General features: G+C 69.4%; 15 protein-coding genes. 7 read left to right on the forward strand and 8 right to left on the reverse strand.

The genetic code is table 11. The annotated features are described in order from the left end of the window. The 6 genes from J0695_RS10355 to galU form a co-directional block, all read right to left on the reverse strand. Nucleotides 1–468 (reverse strand): SepX/GlpR family protein (locus tag J0695_RS10355; RefSeq protein ID WP_505383605.1); only part of this gene is annotated, 468 nt, incomplete at its 3' end. A gap of 167 nt (nucleotides 469–635) precedes the next feature. After that, a complete protein-coding gene (locus tag J0695_RS10360; protein ID WP_206961607.1) occupies nucleotides 636–1265 on the reverse strand; it encodes a GNAT family N-acetyltransferase in 630 nt (209 codons plus the stop codon). Then, on the reverse strand, nucleotides 1262–1798 hold the full coding sequence (locus tag J0695_RS10365) for a MogA/MoaB family molybdenum cofactor biosynthesis protein (RefSeq protein ID WP_206961608.1): 537 nt from the start codon (nucleotides 1796–1798) through the stop codon (nucleotides 1262–1264). Before J0695_RS10365 ends, J0695_RS10360 begins: the two co-directional genes overlap by 4 nt. Next, the gene (moaC, locus tag J0695_RS10370; RefSeq protein WP_206961609.1) at nucleotides 1795–2298 is read right to left on the reverse strand and encodes a cyclic pyranopterin monophosphate synthase MoaC; all 504 of its coding nucleotides are present in this window, start codon (nucleotides 2296–2298) and stop codon (nucleotides 1795–1797) included. Before moaC ends, J0695_RS10365 begins: the two co-directional genes overlap by 4 nt. A 60-nt stretch (nucleotides 2299–2358) precedes the next feature. Continuing rightward, on the reverse strand, nucleotides 2359–3642 hold the full coding sequence (gene glp, locus J0695_RS10375; protein ID WP_206961610.1) for a molybdotransferase-like divisome protein Glp: 1284 nt from the start codon (nucleotides 3640–3642) through the stop codon (nucleotides 2359–2361). Between the two features lie 4 nt (nucleotides 3643–3646). After that, nucleotides 3647–4549 carry a UTP--glucose-1-phosphate uridylyltransferase GalU gene (galU, locus tag J0695_RS10380; RefSeq protein WP_206961611.1) on the reverse strand — a complete coding sequence of 301 codons (903 nt, stop codon included), beginning with the start codon at nucleotides 4547–4549 and terminating at the stop codon, nucleotides 3647–3649. A gap of 57 nt (nucleotides 4550–4606) precedes the next feature. On the opposite strand from galU, the gene J0695_RS10385 reads away from it, so the two are divergent. Next, complete coding sequence (locus tag J0695_RS10385; RefSeq protein WP_206961612.1) at nucleotides 4607–5200, forward strand: 5-formyltetrahydrofolate cyclo-ligase; 594 nt, start codon at nucleotides 4607–4609, stop codon at nucleotides 5198–5200. Here the strand turns inward: J0695_RS10385 and J0695_RS10390 are convergent. Further along, nucleotides 5190–7946 carry a penicillin acylase family protein gene (locus J0695_RS10390; protein WP_206961613.1) on the reverse strand — a complete coding sequence of 919 codons (2757 nt, stop codon included), beginning with the start codon at nucleotides 7944–7946 and terminating at the stop codon, nucleotides 5190–5192. The two genes, J0695_RS10385 and J0695_RS10390, sit on opposite strands and share 11 nt — an antisense overlap. A 161-nt stretch (nucleotides 7947–8107) precedes the next feature. Between J0695_RS10390 and J0695_RS10395 the strand changes: the two genes are divergently transcribed. From J0695_RS10395 to J0695_RS10420, 6 genes are all read left to right on the forward strand, one after another. Beyond that, on the forward strand, nucleotides 8108–9610 hold the full coding sequence (locus J0695_RS10395) for a potassium/proton antiporter (RefSeq protein ID WP_206961662.1): 1503 nt from the start codon (nucleotides 8108–8110) through the stop codon (nucleotides 9608–9610). A 185-nt stretch (nucleotides 9611–9795) separates the two neighbouring features. After that, a complete protein-coding gene (locus J0695_RS10400; RefSeq protein WP_206961614.1) occupies nucleotides 9796–11079 on the forward strand; it encodes an MFS transporter in 1284 nt (427 codons plus the stop codon). A 66-nt stretch (nucleotides 11080–11145) separates the two neighbouring features. Continuing rightward, nucleotides 11146–11496, forward strand: coding sequence for an FmdB family zinc ribbon protein (locus J0695_RS10405; RefSeq protein ID WP_206961615.1), 351 nt, complete (start codon nucleotides 11146–11148; stop codon nucleotides 11494–11496). Between the two features lie 91 nt (nucleotides 11497–11587). Further along, a complete protein-coding gene (locus tag J0695_RS10410; RefSeq protein ID WP_206961616.1) occupies nucleotides 11588–12451 on the forward strand; it encodes an S-methyl-5'-thioadenosine phosphorylase in 864 nt (287 codons plus the stop codon). A gap of 116 nt (nucleotides 12452–12567) precedes the next feature. Continuing rightward, nucleotides 12568–13137, forward strand: coding sequence for an RcpC/CpaB family pilus assembly protein (locus J0695_RS10415; RefSeq protein WP_206961617.1), 570 nt, complete (start codon nucleotides 12568–12570; stop codon nucleotides 13135–13137). 123 nt (nucleotides 13138–13260) lie between these two features. Further along, nucleotides 13261–13767 carry a large conductance mechanosensitive channel protein MscL gene (locus J0695_RS10420; RefSeq protein ID WP_206961618.1) on the forward strand — a complete coding sequence of 169 codons (507 nt, stop codon included), beginning with the start codon at nucleotides 13261–13263 and terminating at the stop codon, nucleotides 13765–13767. A 1-nt stretch (nucleotide 13768) separates the two neighbouring features. Here the strand turns inward: J0695_RS10420 and J0695_RS10425 are convergent, their stop codons facing one another. Next, nucleotides 13769–13966, reverse strand: coding sequence for a hypothetical protein (locus tag J0695_RS10425; protein ID WP_206961619.1), 198 nt, complete (start codon nucleotides 13964–13966; stop codon nucleotides 13769–13771). Between the last annotated feature and the right edge of the window lie 12 nt (nucleotides 13967–13978).

A 13978-nucleotide genomic window follows, 5' to 3' on the forward strand; every position in this document is an offset into this window, starting at 1 on the left:
CGCTGCGACGATCGCGCCCAGGGAGAAGGCCGCGAAGAGCAGGACCGTGGTGCGGCGGCGGCGGGCGAGCGCCTTGGTGCGGCGCACCCGCTCGGCGGCCGACCCCGAAGTCTGGTGGGACTGGTGGGACTGAGGTGTCTGGCGCGGGGCAGGGCGCGGCTCCTTGCGGGGGCGCTCCTGTTCGGGCGGGGGCGCGGCGAAGGACCGGACGTCGACGGAACTCATCGGATCCGTCGCGGCGTCCGGCACCGCGTCGTCGGGGTCGGCCTCACCGGCACTGCGGTCCTGCAGCTCCTTGGCGTACCGGCGCTCCATCCCCGCACGTCCGGACAGCAGCCGGATGGCGGTGGAGAAGCGTTCCGTCGGACGGGCTTCGTTCAGCTCGTCCTGCCTGCGGAGCCACATCGGCACCAAGTAGGCGGCCCACGCCCCGACAATGACTGCGTAGATCAGGCCGCTGCTGCTCACCCCCTTACCGTAGAGGGGACTTCGCGGGCGGATCTGCCAATTGGGCCGGTGTGTCGCACGATCCGGCTGATATCTCGAACTTTTTTTGTGATTGTTCGGATCAACAGGGGCCGAAAGTGGGCGTGTTCGCGGTCAAGTAACGATCCACCACTGATCAAATTCGAACATTAATTTGATTTGTGGGGAGTTCCCGGATGCGCTCTGCGCCAGCGGTTGAGCAGGCCTTCGGGCACCTCGTCGGCCGTGAGCGCGAAGACCAGATGGTCGCGCCAGCCGCCGTCGATGTGCAGATATCGCGGCCTCAGCCCTTCTTCGCGGAAACCGAGTTTCTCGACGACGCGACGGCTCGGCACGTTCTCCGGGCGAATGCAGACTTCGATCCTGTGCATCCCGACCGTACGGAAACAGTGGTCGACCGCGAGGGCCACCGCGGTCGGCATCACACCGCGCCCTGCCACCTCCTGGTCGACCCAGTAGCCGACATGGCCCGAGCACATCGAGCCCCAGGTGATGCCCGCGACCGTCAACTGGCCGACCAGACGGCCCTGGTACTCGATGACGAAAGGCAGCATCCGGCCCGCGTTGGCCTCGGCACGCAGATGGCGGACCATCTGGCGGTACGTGGGGCGGTGGGCCAGGGGTCCGCCGGGGCCCGGCGGCGGGATGGTGGCCTCCCAGGGGCGCAGCCACTCGCGGTTGCGGCGGTTGACCTCCCGCCAGGACTTCTGGTCGCGTGCCTTTATGGGGCGGAGGGTGACCGCACCGTCCGACAACTCCGCTGGCCAGGACGGTCTCATCTGTGGTCGCCGCCATGGATCTGGTCGACGGCGTGCACCAACAGCCGTTCCAGGACCGCGAGGCCGTCGCGTACGCCGCCGGTGGAGCCGGGCAGGTTCACGATCAGTGTGGTGCCGGCCACGCCCGCGAGGCCCCGGGAGAGCGCGGCCGTGGGGACCTTGACCAGGCCCTCGGCGCGGATCGCCTGGGGGATGCCGGGGATCTCTCGGTCGAGGACCTTCAGCGTGGCCTCGGGGGTGGCGTCGGTGGGCGAGATGCCCGTGCCTCCCGTGGTGAGGATCACGTCGTACCCGGCTGCCACGCCTGCGCGCAGGGCGGCCTCGACGGGGTCGCCGTCGGGGACGACCTGGGGGCCTTCGACGTCGAAGCCGAGCGAGGCCAGGGCCTCGGCGATCAACGGGCCGCCCCGGTCCGGGTAGACGCCCGCGGACGCGCGGTTGGACGCGGTGACGACGAGCGCGCGGTAGGGCGTCGCATCGGCAGGGGCCGGTCGTGTCACGGCGCTCTCGGCGCCGGGCTCCTGGGCCGTCATTCGCCCGCCCCCTCCGTCGCGGAGCGCCGGTAGGTGCCGGACTTGCCGCCCGTCTTCTCCTCGACCCTGATGTCGGTGATGACCGCGGACTTGTCGACCGCCTTGATCATGTCCACCACCGTCAGAGCCGCCACGGAGACCGCGGTGAGGGCTTCCATCTCGACGCCCGTACGGTCGGTGGTCTTCACCGTCGCGGCGATCTCCACCGCTTCGTCCGTGACCCGGAGGTCCAGCGTCACCCCCGAGACGGCCAGCGGGTGGCAGAGCGGGATCAGGTCAGGGGTGCGCTTGGCGCCCATGATTCCCGCGATACGGGCGGTGGCGAGGGCGTCCCCCTTGGGAACCCCCTCGCCGCGGAGGAGCTCCACGACACGCGGTGAGACCAGCACGCGGCCTGTGGCGCGGGCGGTGCGGGCGGTGACGTCCTTGGCGGAGACGTCGACCATGCGGGCCGCGCCCGCCTCGTCGATGTGCGTGAGGCTGCTGCCTTGCGTGCTCATGGTGGTGGCGCTCCCGGTCAGGCCTGTGTGGGACGACACCGTACCGCCACCGGAGGCTCCTCAGCCCAGGAGGACCACTTCGAGCTCCGTGCCGTCGGCCGCCTCGGTGGTCTCCTCGGGGACGACGATCAGGCAGTCGGCGTGCGCGAGGGCCGCGACGAGATGGGATCCGGCGCCGCCCACCGGGGCGACTGTGGCCGATTCGGCGTCGTACTTCCCGCGCAGGAACTGGCGCCGGGCCGCGGGCGAGGTGAGCGTCTTGTCCGTACGGAGCGTGGCGCGGACCGTGGGGCGGTGGATGTCGGGCATGCCCATCAGGGCGCGGATCGCGGGGCGCACGAACAGCTCGAAGGAGACGTACGACGAGACCGGGTTGCCGGGGAGGGCGAGCAGCGGGATGTGGTCGGGGCCGATCGCGCCGAAGCCCTGGGGCTTGCCCGGCTGCATCGCGAGCTTGCGGAACTCGACCTCGCCGGATTCGGTGAGGGCTTCCTTGACGACGTCGTACGCACCGACGCTCACGCCGCCCGTGGTGACCAGGAGGTCGGCGCGGACCAGCTGGTCGTCGATCGTGGCGCGCAGGGTGTCCGCGTCGTCGGCGACCGCGCCCACCCGGTAGGCGATGGCTCCGGCGTCGCGGGCCGCCGCGGTGAGGGCGAAGCTGTTGGAGTCGTAGATCTGGCCCGCCGCCAACTCCTCGCCGGGCTGGATGAGTTCGCTGCCCGTCGACATCACCACGACGCGCGGGCGCGGGCGGACCTTGACCGTGGCGCGGCCGATCGCGGCGAGGAGGCCGATCTGGGGCGGGCCCAGGACCGTACCGGACGCGAGGGCGAGGTCTCCGGCCCGCACATCGCTGCCGGCCGCGCGGACGTGGGCGCGTGCCTCGACGGGACGGTGGACGCGGACCTCGCCGCTCGCGCCCTCGGGGGCGTCGGCGGCGGCGCTCATGGTGGTGGCCGCTCCCCCGCCGGTGCCGCCGTCGGTCCACTCGACCGGGACGACGGCCTGGGCGCCGGGCGGCAGCGGGGCGCCGGTCATGATGCGGGCGGCCTGGCCGGGGCCCACGGTGGGCAGTTCGCCGCTGCCCGCGGCGACGTCCCCGATCACGGTCAGTACGGCGGGGAACTCCTCGCCGGCGCCCTCGACATCGGCGGTGCGGACCGCGTACCCGTCCATCGAGCTGTTGTCGAAGGGCGGCAGGTCGACGGGGACCGTGACGTCCTCGACGAGTACGCAGCCCTGTGCGTCCGGGAGTTGCAGCTCGATGGGCTCCAGAGCCCTGACCGTGGCGAGGATGTCCTTCAGGTGCTCGTCGACCGACCAGATCGGGGTGTTGCTCACGGTGCTACATCTCCTCGGTCACGTAACTGCGAAGCCAGGCCTTGAAGTCGGGGCCCAGGTCTTCACGTTCGCACGCGAGTCGGACAATGGCACGCAGATAGTCACTCCGGTCACCGGTGTCATAGCGGCGGCCCTTGAAGACGACGCCGTGCACCGGGCCGCCGACCGATTCGTCGGCGGCGAGCTTCTGGAGGGCGTCGGTGAGCTGGATCTCGTTGCCGCGGCCCGGCTCGGTCTTGCGGAGTATGCCGAAGACACCGGGGTCCAGGACATAGCGGCCGATGATCGCCAGGTTGCTGGGTGCGTCGGCGGCGGCGGGCTTCTCGACGAGGTTGGTGACCTTGACGACGTCCGAGTCGGCGGTCGGCTCGACGGCCGCGCAGCCGTAGAGGTGGATCTGGGACGGTTCGACCTCCATGAGGGCGATCACGCTGCCGCCCTCGCGCTCCTGGACCTCGATCATGCGGGCGAGCAGCGGGTCGCGCGGATCGATCAGGTCGTCGCCGAGGAGGACCGCGAAGGGCTCGTTGCCGACGTGCGGCTCGGCGCACAGGACGGCGTGGCCGAGGCCGCGCGGGTCGCCCTGGCGTACGTAGTGGATGGTGGCGAGGTCGTTGGACTCCTGGACCTTGGCGAGCTTCTCGGCGTCGCCCTTGCGGGTGAGGGCCGACTCCAGCTCGTGGTTGCGGTCGAAGTGGTCCTCGAGCGGGCGTTTGTTGCGGCCCGTGATCATGAGGACGTCGGAGAGGCCCGCGGAGGCCGCCTCCTCGACGACGTACTGAATGGCCGGCTTGTCGACGACAGGCAGCATTTCCTTGGGCGTGGCCTTGGTGGCCGGGAGGAACCTCGTGCCGAGGCCCGCCGCCGGGATGACAGCCTTGCTGATCCTGGGGTGCGACTGAGTCATGACGAGCACACTATCGGCTGTGTATAGGTGGACATTGGTGAGGATTGTGAACCGGCTGTGAATCGGGACGAGTTCGACAAGGTGTCGCTCCGGCGCCATCTGCTGGCCGCCCGCAAGGCGTTGACCAGTGAGGATGTGGAGCGCGTCGCCGGTGATCTGGCCGAGGTCGCGCTGGGGCTTCCCGAGCTGGCCACCGCGGGGACGATTGCCGCATATGTGGCGATCGGGAGCGAGCCGGGCACCCGGGCGCTGCTGGACGCGCTCCGCGAAAGGGGCACACGCGTACTTCTTCCCGTGCTTCTGGATGACAACGACCTCGACTGGGGAACGTACGAGGGCCCTGAGGCGCTGGTACGAGGCCGGCGCGGTCTCCGTGAGCCCGGGGGTGCGCGGCTCGGCGTGAGCGCCGTCCTGGAGGCGGATGCGGTGCTGCTGCCGGGGCTCGCCGTGGACGGGCGCGGGATGCGGCTGGGGCGGGGCGGGGGGTCGTACGACCGCGTCCTGGAGCGCATCGGGAAGGCGGGCGCGGACCCCGCGCTCGTGGTGCTGCTGTACGCGGACGAGGTGATCGCCCGGGTCCCGGAGGAACCGCACGACCACCCCGTGCACGCGGTGGTGACCCCTGACGGGGTCACCCGGTTTACGGCTTGAGCACCAGGGTGTCGACGGTGTTCTTGTCGACCGCCGCCTTGGAGAAGGACCAGTCGAGCAGATCGCCGTTGGTCCACTTGTCGGTCTGGTCGGTGTAGTGCGCGCTGAAGGCGTGGCCTGATGCACCGGTCAGGTTGATCCAGCGGGACTTGTCCATGTCCTTGAGGTTGACGACCATCCGCATGGACGGGACCCAGATCACGCCGTAGCCGCCCGCCGCGTTCCAGCCGGTGGCGTCGACCGCCGCTTCTCCGCCGCCCAGCTTCCACGGGCCTCTGTTGAGGACGCGCTGGATCAGGCTCGGTCCCGAGGTGCCCAGGGTCTGGTTGCGCAGCAGCAGCTGGTGCAGCCGGCCCCAGGTCCAGGTGTCGATGTCCTTGCCGAGCTTGGAGGTCAGCTCCCAGCGGGCGTCCTTCATGGCGCGGGCGAAGAGGTTGTCCCGGCCGTGGGTGGACTTGTCCACGCTGCTCTTGGCCGCGTCCCACCAGGGGCTGTCGGGCTCCTTGACCAGCTTGCGCATGACCTCGAAGTAGCGGTCCCCACCGTCAGGCTGGGCCGAGTCGGCGTCGCGCTGGCCGCACTCGCGATCCAGGGAGTCCTGGCTGTCGACCGGGCCCGTGTCGCCCGCCGGGTGGACGTTGATGCAGTCGCCCTTGGCGCGCAGCTCCTTGGGGAGTTTGTCGCCGATGGAGAGCATCAGGATGTTGCGCCAGACCGCGTTGAAGTACGCGGCCGACGCGGAGTCCGCCTCCTGGATGTAGTCCCAGCCTTCCAGGAGCTTCTGCGCCTCACGGACCTGCGGGTCCTTGACGTCGATCTTGAGGAGCTTGGGCACCAGCAGCCGGGCGATCTCGCTGCTGTTGTCCATCTGCATCGTCTGCATGTCCTCGGTCGAGATCTTCCCGCCGTCCTTGATCTTCGACTGGATGAGGTCGTTGATGCGCTGGCTGCGGGTGCCGTAGCCCCAGTCCTTGGTGAGGAGGTAGGGGTACTTGTTCTCGTCGATGACGGCCTGGTTGGCGGTGACGATGTAGCCGCGCTTCGGGTCGTACTCGTACGGAAGCGCGCTGAAGGGGATCGGATCCTTCTTCCAGGCGTACTTCGAGTCCCAGCCCGGGGCGGGCATCGTGCCGTCGTCACCGGACTGGCGCTGCGGGATGGTGCCCGGGGCCTGGTAGCCGATGTGGCCCTTGGTGTCGGCGTAGATCAGGTTCTGCGAGGGAACCTCGAAGTCCTTGGCGGCGGCCCGGAAGCTGCCCCAGTCCTTCGCCCTGTCCATCGCGAAGACCGCGTCCATGGACTTGCCCGGCTGCAGGGCGGTCCACTTGAGGGCCACCGCGTAGCCGTCGCCGCGGTCGGGTGCGGAGTTGGCGACGGGGGCCTTCTGGCCGACCTTCGCCAGTTCGGTGTCGCGGTCGGAGACCAGCGGGCCGTTGTTGGTCTCGCGAACGACGATCTTCCTTGAGCTGCCGCCGGCGACCTTGATGGTCTCCTCGCGGGTGGTGAAGGGCTTCGTCTCGCCGTCGTAGAGGTAGCCGGTGTCGGTGACCTTCTCCAGGTAGAGGTCGGTGACGTCGGCGCCCAGGTTGGTGAAGCCCCAGGCGATGTCCGCGTTGTGGCCGATGATCACGCCGGGCATGCCGGAGAAGGTGTAGCCGGCGGCGTCGTACTTGCAGGTGCTGGAGACGGTCCTGCAGTGCAGGCCCATCTGGTACCAGAGCGACGGCAGTTGCGGCGCGAGGTGCGGGTCGTTGGCGAGCAGCGGTTGGCCGGTCGTCGTGTACTTGCCGGAGACGACCCAGGAGTTGGAGCCGATGCCGCTGCCGCTGGGGCCGAGCAGCGCGGGGATCTCGTCCAGGGTGTCGGAGAGCGCGGAGAGCTGGCTCTGCAGACCCTCGGTGGCGTCCGACGCGGTGGAGGATCCGGACGTGGAGGTGGAGCCTGTCGCCGTCGGGTCGAACGTGCCGGTGACGGCGTTGATGCCGCCCTGGGTGACGATCGGGGTGTGACTGGAGGGGTAGGCCGGGTAGAGGTCGTCGATCTGCTTCGTGCTGAGCCGTGTGGTCATCAGCGAGCGGTCGATCTCGTCCTGCATGTTGGAGCGCAGGTCCCAGGCCATCGCCTTGAGCCAGGCCACCGAGTCGACCGGGTCCCACTGTTCGGGGGTGTAGTCGCCGGTGAGGTTCAGGGCGGCGTACTCGACCGAGATCCCCTTGGCGTCCTTGCCCTTGAGGTACGCGTTGACCCCGTCGGTGTACGACTGGAGGTTCTTCTTCGTCTCGGCCGACAGCTTGGTGTCGTACTCCTGCTGCGCGACCTTGCGCCAGCCCAGCGTCCGCAGGAACGAGTCGGTCTTGACCTGGCTCGAACCGAACATCTCGGAGAGACGGCCCGACGTCATATGGCGCCGGACGTCCATCTCGTAGAAGCGGTCCTGGGCCTGGACGTATCCCTGGGCGCGGAAGAGGTCGGCGTCGGTGTCCGCGTAGATCTGCGGGATGCCGTAGTCGTCGCGCTTGACGTCGACGTTGCCCGTCAGTCCGTCGAGCTTGATCTCACCGGTGGTCTGCGGGAAGGAGGCGCGGACGCTGTCGACGCTCCAGTACGCGCCGTAACCGATCCCCGCGATCACCGCCAGGACCAGCACGATCACGACGATCCGGCCCCGCCCTCTCTTCTTCTTGCGGGACTGCTTGCCGGAATCGCTGGAATTGCCGGAAGGGGCGGCGGAGGTGTTGGCGGGCATCGCTGTCCTTCGAGGGGCAGGGTGGGCTGTATTGCCGACGGAGCGCAGGAGCCACCTTAGGCGCAGCACTTCACCTGTCTGGACGCGGTGTCCGCCTATCGTCAAGGAATCGTCAAGAATTAGGTAGGGTAACGAAGTACCTGCCCTGATCCGGAGAGAGGATTCAGCCCCTGACTGTCCATCATCTCAACGAACTTCTGCTGATCTGCTCCCTGGTGCTGCTGATCGCAGTCGCAGCCGTGCGCATCTCCTCGCGCAGTGGCCTCCCCAGCCTGCTCCTCTATCTCGGCATCGGTGTGCTGATAGGCCAGGACGGGCTCTTCCACGTGAAGTTCGACAACGTCGAACTGACCCAGGTGATCGGCTACGCCGCACTCGTGGTGATCCTGGCCGAGGGCGGCCTGGGCACCAAGTGGAAAGAGGTCAAACCCGCGCTGCCGATGGCGGTCGTCCTGTCGACCCTCGGCGTCGCGGTGAGCGTGGGCATCACCGCGGCCGGTGCGCACTTCCTGGTCGGCCTGGAATGGCGGCAGGCGCTGATCATCGGGGCCGTCGTCTCCTCGACGGACGCCGCCGCGGTCTTCTCCGTACTGCGGAAGGTGCCGCTGCCTTCGCGGATCACCGGTGTCCTGGAGGCCGAGTCCGGCTTCAACGACGCGCCTGTGGTGATCCTCGTGGTCGCCTTCTCCGCGGTCGGGCCGGTCGAGCACTGGTGGGTGCTGATCGGCGAGATCGCCCTGGAGCTGGCGATCGGCGCGGCCATCGGACTCGCGGTGGGCTGGATCGGTTCGTACGGACTGAGGCATGTGGCGCTCCCAGCCTCCGGCCTCTATCCGATCGCGGTGATGGCGATCGCGCTGGCCGCCTACGCGGGCGGCGCCCTGGCGCACGGCAGTGGGTTCCTGGCTGTCTATCTGGCCGCGATGGTGCTGGGGAACGCGAAGCTGCCGCACTGGCCGGCGACGCGCGGATTCGCCGAGGGGCTCGGGTGGATCGCGCAGATCGGGATGTTCGTGCTGCTCGGTCTCCTGGTCACCCCGCACGAGCTGGGCAATGACTTCTGGCCGGCGATCGTGGTGGGCCTGGTGCTGACGATGGTGGCGCGGCCGGTGTCCGTACTGCTGAGCCTGGCGCCCTTCAAGCTGCCGTGGCAGGAGCAGACGCTGCTGTCCTGGGCCGGACTGCGCGGCGCCGTGCCCATCATCCTGGCGACCATCCCGATGGTGACGGGGATCGCGGGCAGCGAGCGGGTCTTCAACATCGTCTTCGTACTGGTCGTGGTCTACACGATCATCCAGGGGCCGACGCTGCCCTGGCTGGCGCGGAAGCTGAGCCTGGGCGAGGACGGCGACGCGGCCTCCGACCTGGGGATCGAATCGGCGCCGCTGGAGCGGCTGCGCGGGCATCTGCTCTCGGTGGCCATCCCCGCGAAGTCGAAGATGCACGGCGTGGAGGTCGGGGAGCTGCGGCTGCCCGCCGGGGCCGCGGTGACTCTGGTCGTACGCGACGGGACGAGCTTCGTGCCGTCGCCCACCACCGTGCTGCGGCGCGGTGACGAACTTCTCGTTGTCGCCACGGATCCCGTACGTGACCAGGCGGAAGCCCGGCTGCGAGCGATCGGGCAGGGCGGAAAGCTGGCGGGCTGGCTCGGCACGGGTCGGTAGAATGCAGGAACACTGATCGACCAACTCTGACTGAAGCAGAGCTGGCGCGACCGTATGGCGGCCGTGGCGCCCTCCTCGTAACAACTGGGCCAGCCCGGCATCTACCGCGCATTCGCGCATGAGGACAGCTCTCGGCAGCCCCCGCAATCCGGGGGCGCGCTACCAGGCAGCAGAAAGGCCAGGCCGTGGCGACCACGGTCACGACCGACATCGACAAGCGCGAGAAGCGCCCTGGATACGGGCAGCTTCTGCGTACCCCCGGAGCATGGACCTTCCTGCTGCCCGGCTTCGCCGCACGACAGCCGTTCGCGATGCTCACCATCTCGATCGTCCTGCTCGTGCAGCACACCACCGGTTCGTACGGAACCGCCGGCGCGGTCTCCGCCGTCGCCGGTGTCTCGATGGCGCTGTTCGCGCCCTTCACCGGCAAGTTCGCGGACCGGTACGGACAGCGTGCCGTCCTGCTTCCCGGCGTACTGGTGCACACGGCGTCCGTGATCGCCCTGACGGCGCTCGCACTGGCACACGCGCCCCTGTGGGCGCTCTTCGTGGCCGCCGTGCCGACCGGCGCTTCCGTACCGCAGATCGGGCCGATGGTCAGGGCGCGCTGGGGCGTGAAGGTCGGCGGCAGCAGGCTGATGCCGACCGCCGCGGCCTTCGAGTCGGTGACGGACGAATTCACTTTTGTGCTCGGGCCGCTCTTCGCCACCGCACTGTGCACCGCCGTGAACCCGGCGGCCGGACTGATCACCGAGGCATCGCTCACGCTGGTCGGCGGGCTGCTCTTCGCGGCGCAGAAGGGGACCCAGCCGGTGCCCTCGGGGCATCTGGCGGGCGCCGAGCGCCACGGTTCCGCGCTGTCGGTGCCGGGCGTGCGGGTGCTGCTCGTGACCTTCCTGGGGATCGGCACGGTCTTCGGCGGGATGCAGGTCTCGCTGGCCGCGTTCACCGAGTCGATCGGGCACCCCGGCTGGAACGGCCTGATGTACGGGGTCTTCGCCGCGGGCAACATGATCTCGGGGCTCGTGTGCGGGGCCGTCGCGTGGAAGGTCGCCCCGCAGCGCCGGCTCCTTGTCGGGTACACGGCGCTCGCCATCACCGCGTCCGGACTGTGGATGGCGCACTCGGCGCTGCTGCTGGCCGGGATCGGACTCCTGGTGGGCTGCTCCATCGCGCCCGCGCTGATCACCGGGTACACGCTGGTGGACTCGCTGGTCGCGCCCGGCGCCCGTACGGAAGCCTTCACCTGGCTGACCGGCGCGGTCGCGCTGGGACAGGCGGGCGCGGTCACACTGGCCGGTCAGCTGGAGGACCGGTTCTGGGACGGGGCCGGATTCCTGGTGCCGATGGGCGGCACCGTACTGGCGCTGATCACCTTGCTTTCGCTGCGTTCGAGGCTGATGTCACGGGGTGGGGAGCGGGTCGTCGCACGTGGCGTGGGTCACCGTGTGCCAGTGTCGGTGGACTGATCCAGCGGAATAGGTCACTATTGAACGTCGTTAGCACTCACTGAGTGAGAGTGCCAGGAGGAGCAAGTGCCGACTTACCAGTACCAGTGCACCGAGTGCGGCGAGGGCCTCGAGGCGGTGCAGAAATTCACCGATGACGCCCTGACGGTGTGCCCGAAGTGCGAAGGACGCCTGAAGAAGGTGTTCTCGGCAGTCGGCATTGTCTTCAAGGGGTCCGGTTTCTACCGGAATGACAGCCGCGGCTCGTCGTCGAGCTCCACGCCGGCCACGGCGTCGTCCTCGGCTTCGGCGTCGGCTTCAGGGTCCAAGCCCGCGGAGTCGAAGTCTTCCGAATCGAAGCCCGCGGCCTCGAAGCCGACGAGTTCCACCAGCTCGTCGAGTTCGTCCAGCGCGTCGAGCGGTTCTTCCGCAGCCTGATCTCTCGCACCGAGGGCCCCTTCGCCGTACTCCGGCGGTGGGGCCCTCGGTCTTTTGTGGCCCAAGTTGTGCCCCAAGTACTGTGATCCGCATGGCGAACGCAGAGATCGGCGTGATTGGCGGCTCGGGCTTCTACTCCTTCCTGGAGGACGTCACCGAGGTCGAGGTCGACACCCCGTACGGGAAGCCGAGCGATTCCCTCTTCCTCGGGGAGATCGGCGGGCGGAAGGTCGCCTTCCTCCCCCGGCACGGACGCGGGCACCATCTGCCGCCGCACCGGATCAACTACCGGGCCAACCTCTGGGCCCTGCGGTCGGTGGGCGTGACGCAGGTGCTCGGACCGTGCGCGGTGGGCGGGCTGCGGGCGGAGTACGGGCCGGGGACCCTGCTCGTACCTGACCAGATGGTGGACCGGACGAAGTCGCGTACGCAGACTTTTTACGACGGGGAGCCGCTGGCAGGGGGCACCTCCCAGGCCCCAGGGCCTGGGGGAGGGTCCGTGTCGAACGTGGTGCACGTATCGCTGGCCGACCCCTACTGCCCCGAGGGCCGCAAGGCCGCGGTGGCGGCAGCGCGCGGCCGGGCGTGGGAGCCGGTGGACGGCGGGACGCTGGTCGTGATCGAGGGGCCGCGCTTCTCGACCCGGGCCGAATCTCAGTGGCATGCGGCGATGGGCTGGTCGGTGGTGGGCATGACCGGGCACCCCGAGGCGATCCTCGCCCGTGAACTGGGGCTCTGCTACACGTCGATGACGCTGGTGACCGACCTGGACGCGGGGGCCGAGACCGGTGAGGGCGTCTCACACGTCGACGTACTGAAGGTCTTCGCGGCCAATGTGGACCGGCTGCGTCCGGTTCTCTTCGACGCGGTGGCCGGGCTGCAGGCGAGCGCGGGGCGTGACTGTCTGTGCTCGCATGCTCTGGACGGGCTCGACACAGGCATCCAACTCCCCTGAGGGGTGAGTGAGTTGTCCACAACCCGCTGGTGGTCCACAGGGCTCAGCGGGAATCCGGCGGGCGGCGGATCGTGAGGGGTGGCCGGTGAACTCCTCACGATCAGACGGTGACTGCCATGGGACTTGTGCCGTACGTACCCCCTCCCGCATCCGCGGTTCCTCCCTTCGCCCCGTTGCGGGTGCGCGGCGGAAGGCACCGGCTGCGGCGGGCCGTGCACCGCAGGCGCCGGGTGCTCGCGGCGGGGCTCGCGATGACCGCGGCGGCGCTGGCGGCCTCGGCGCCGCGTGATCCGGGGCGTCCGCAGGCGGCCGCGGTGTCGGGCCGTGAGGAGATCCGGCACGAACAGCCGCACCGGGATGTGGTGTCCGCTCCGGTACGGATCGCCGACGCGGCGACCGTCCGGCTGCTGCGGCCGGGAGACCGGGTCGATGTGATCGCGTCCGGGGACTCCCCGGACGGCGGTGGGCGCGGCGGCGATGCGCGGGTGGTGGCCGTGGGTGCGCGGGTCGCCGAGGTTCCCGACGCGCGGGAGGGCGGCGGCTCGGACGGCGGTGCGGACGGTGGTTCGGACGGTGGTTCGGACAGCGCCGGCGGGGCGCTGATCGTCCTGGCCGTGACGCGTGCGACGGCGACGGAGCTGGCCGGTGCGAGCGCGTCCTCACGGCTGGCGGTAACACTGTGCTGACTCCCCGGGCGCCGATTCGCACCGCCGTTCCTGCGGTTCACCCGATCGATTCCGCAGATTGGACACCGCTCGACAGCCCCGACTTAGGTGGCGGCGGGGGCCTTTCCCCCGATCGCGACTGGGATGAGGAGCACTGTGGTGAGCGAGGAAACGGTAGAGAAGCCCGGGTTGCTGGAGGGCTTCAAGGCCTTCCTGACGCGTGGGAACGTGGTGGACCTGGCGATTGCGGTCGTGATCGGTGCCGCGTTCAGCTCGGTGATCAACTCGGTGGTGACCAACGTCATCAACCCGCTGGTGGGCGCGTTCGGCACCAGCAATCTGGATGCGTACCGGGCCTGCATCAAGGGCCCCTGTGTCGCGGATGCGGCCGGCAAGGTCAGCGGCGTGTACATCGGCTGGGGTGCGGTCCTCGGTGCGGTCATCTCCTTCGTCGCGACCGCTGCCGTCGTCTACTTCCTGATGGTGCTGCCGATGGCCAAGTACCTGGCCATGCGGGCCGCCAAGGAGAAGCAGAAGGAAGCCATGTCGGGCGCCGTGCAGGAGACGCTGGAGGTCAGCGAGCTGGAGGTGCTGAAGGAGATCCGCGACGCGCTGGTCACCCAGGGCGGGCCGGAGCGCGCCACCATCTGACTCAGACGTGGTGGGGCGGCTTCTCGTCCAGGAAACGCGCCAGGTCGGCGGCGCTGTCGCCGCCGGACGGGCGCTCGCCCCACCCCTGGTCCGTGTCGTCCGAGGACTGCCGGTCCAGCGGATCGTCGAAGACGAGCTTGGGCTTCGGCTTGGGCTCGGGCTTCGGTGCGGGGGCCGGGGTGGGGGCGTTGGCGCTCATCGTTCCAGGGTA

It is taken from the genome of Streptomyces beijiangensis (assembly GCF_017315755.1).
Classification (GTDB): Bacteria; Actinomycetota; Actinomycetes; order Streptomycetales; family Streptomycetaceae; genus Streptomyces; species Streptomyces beijiangensis.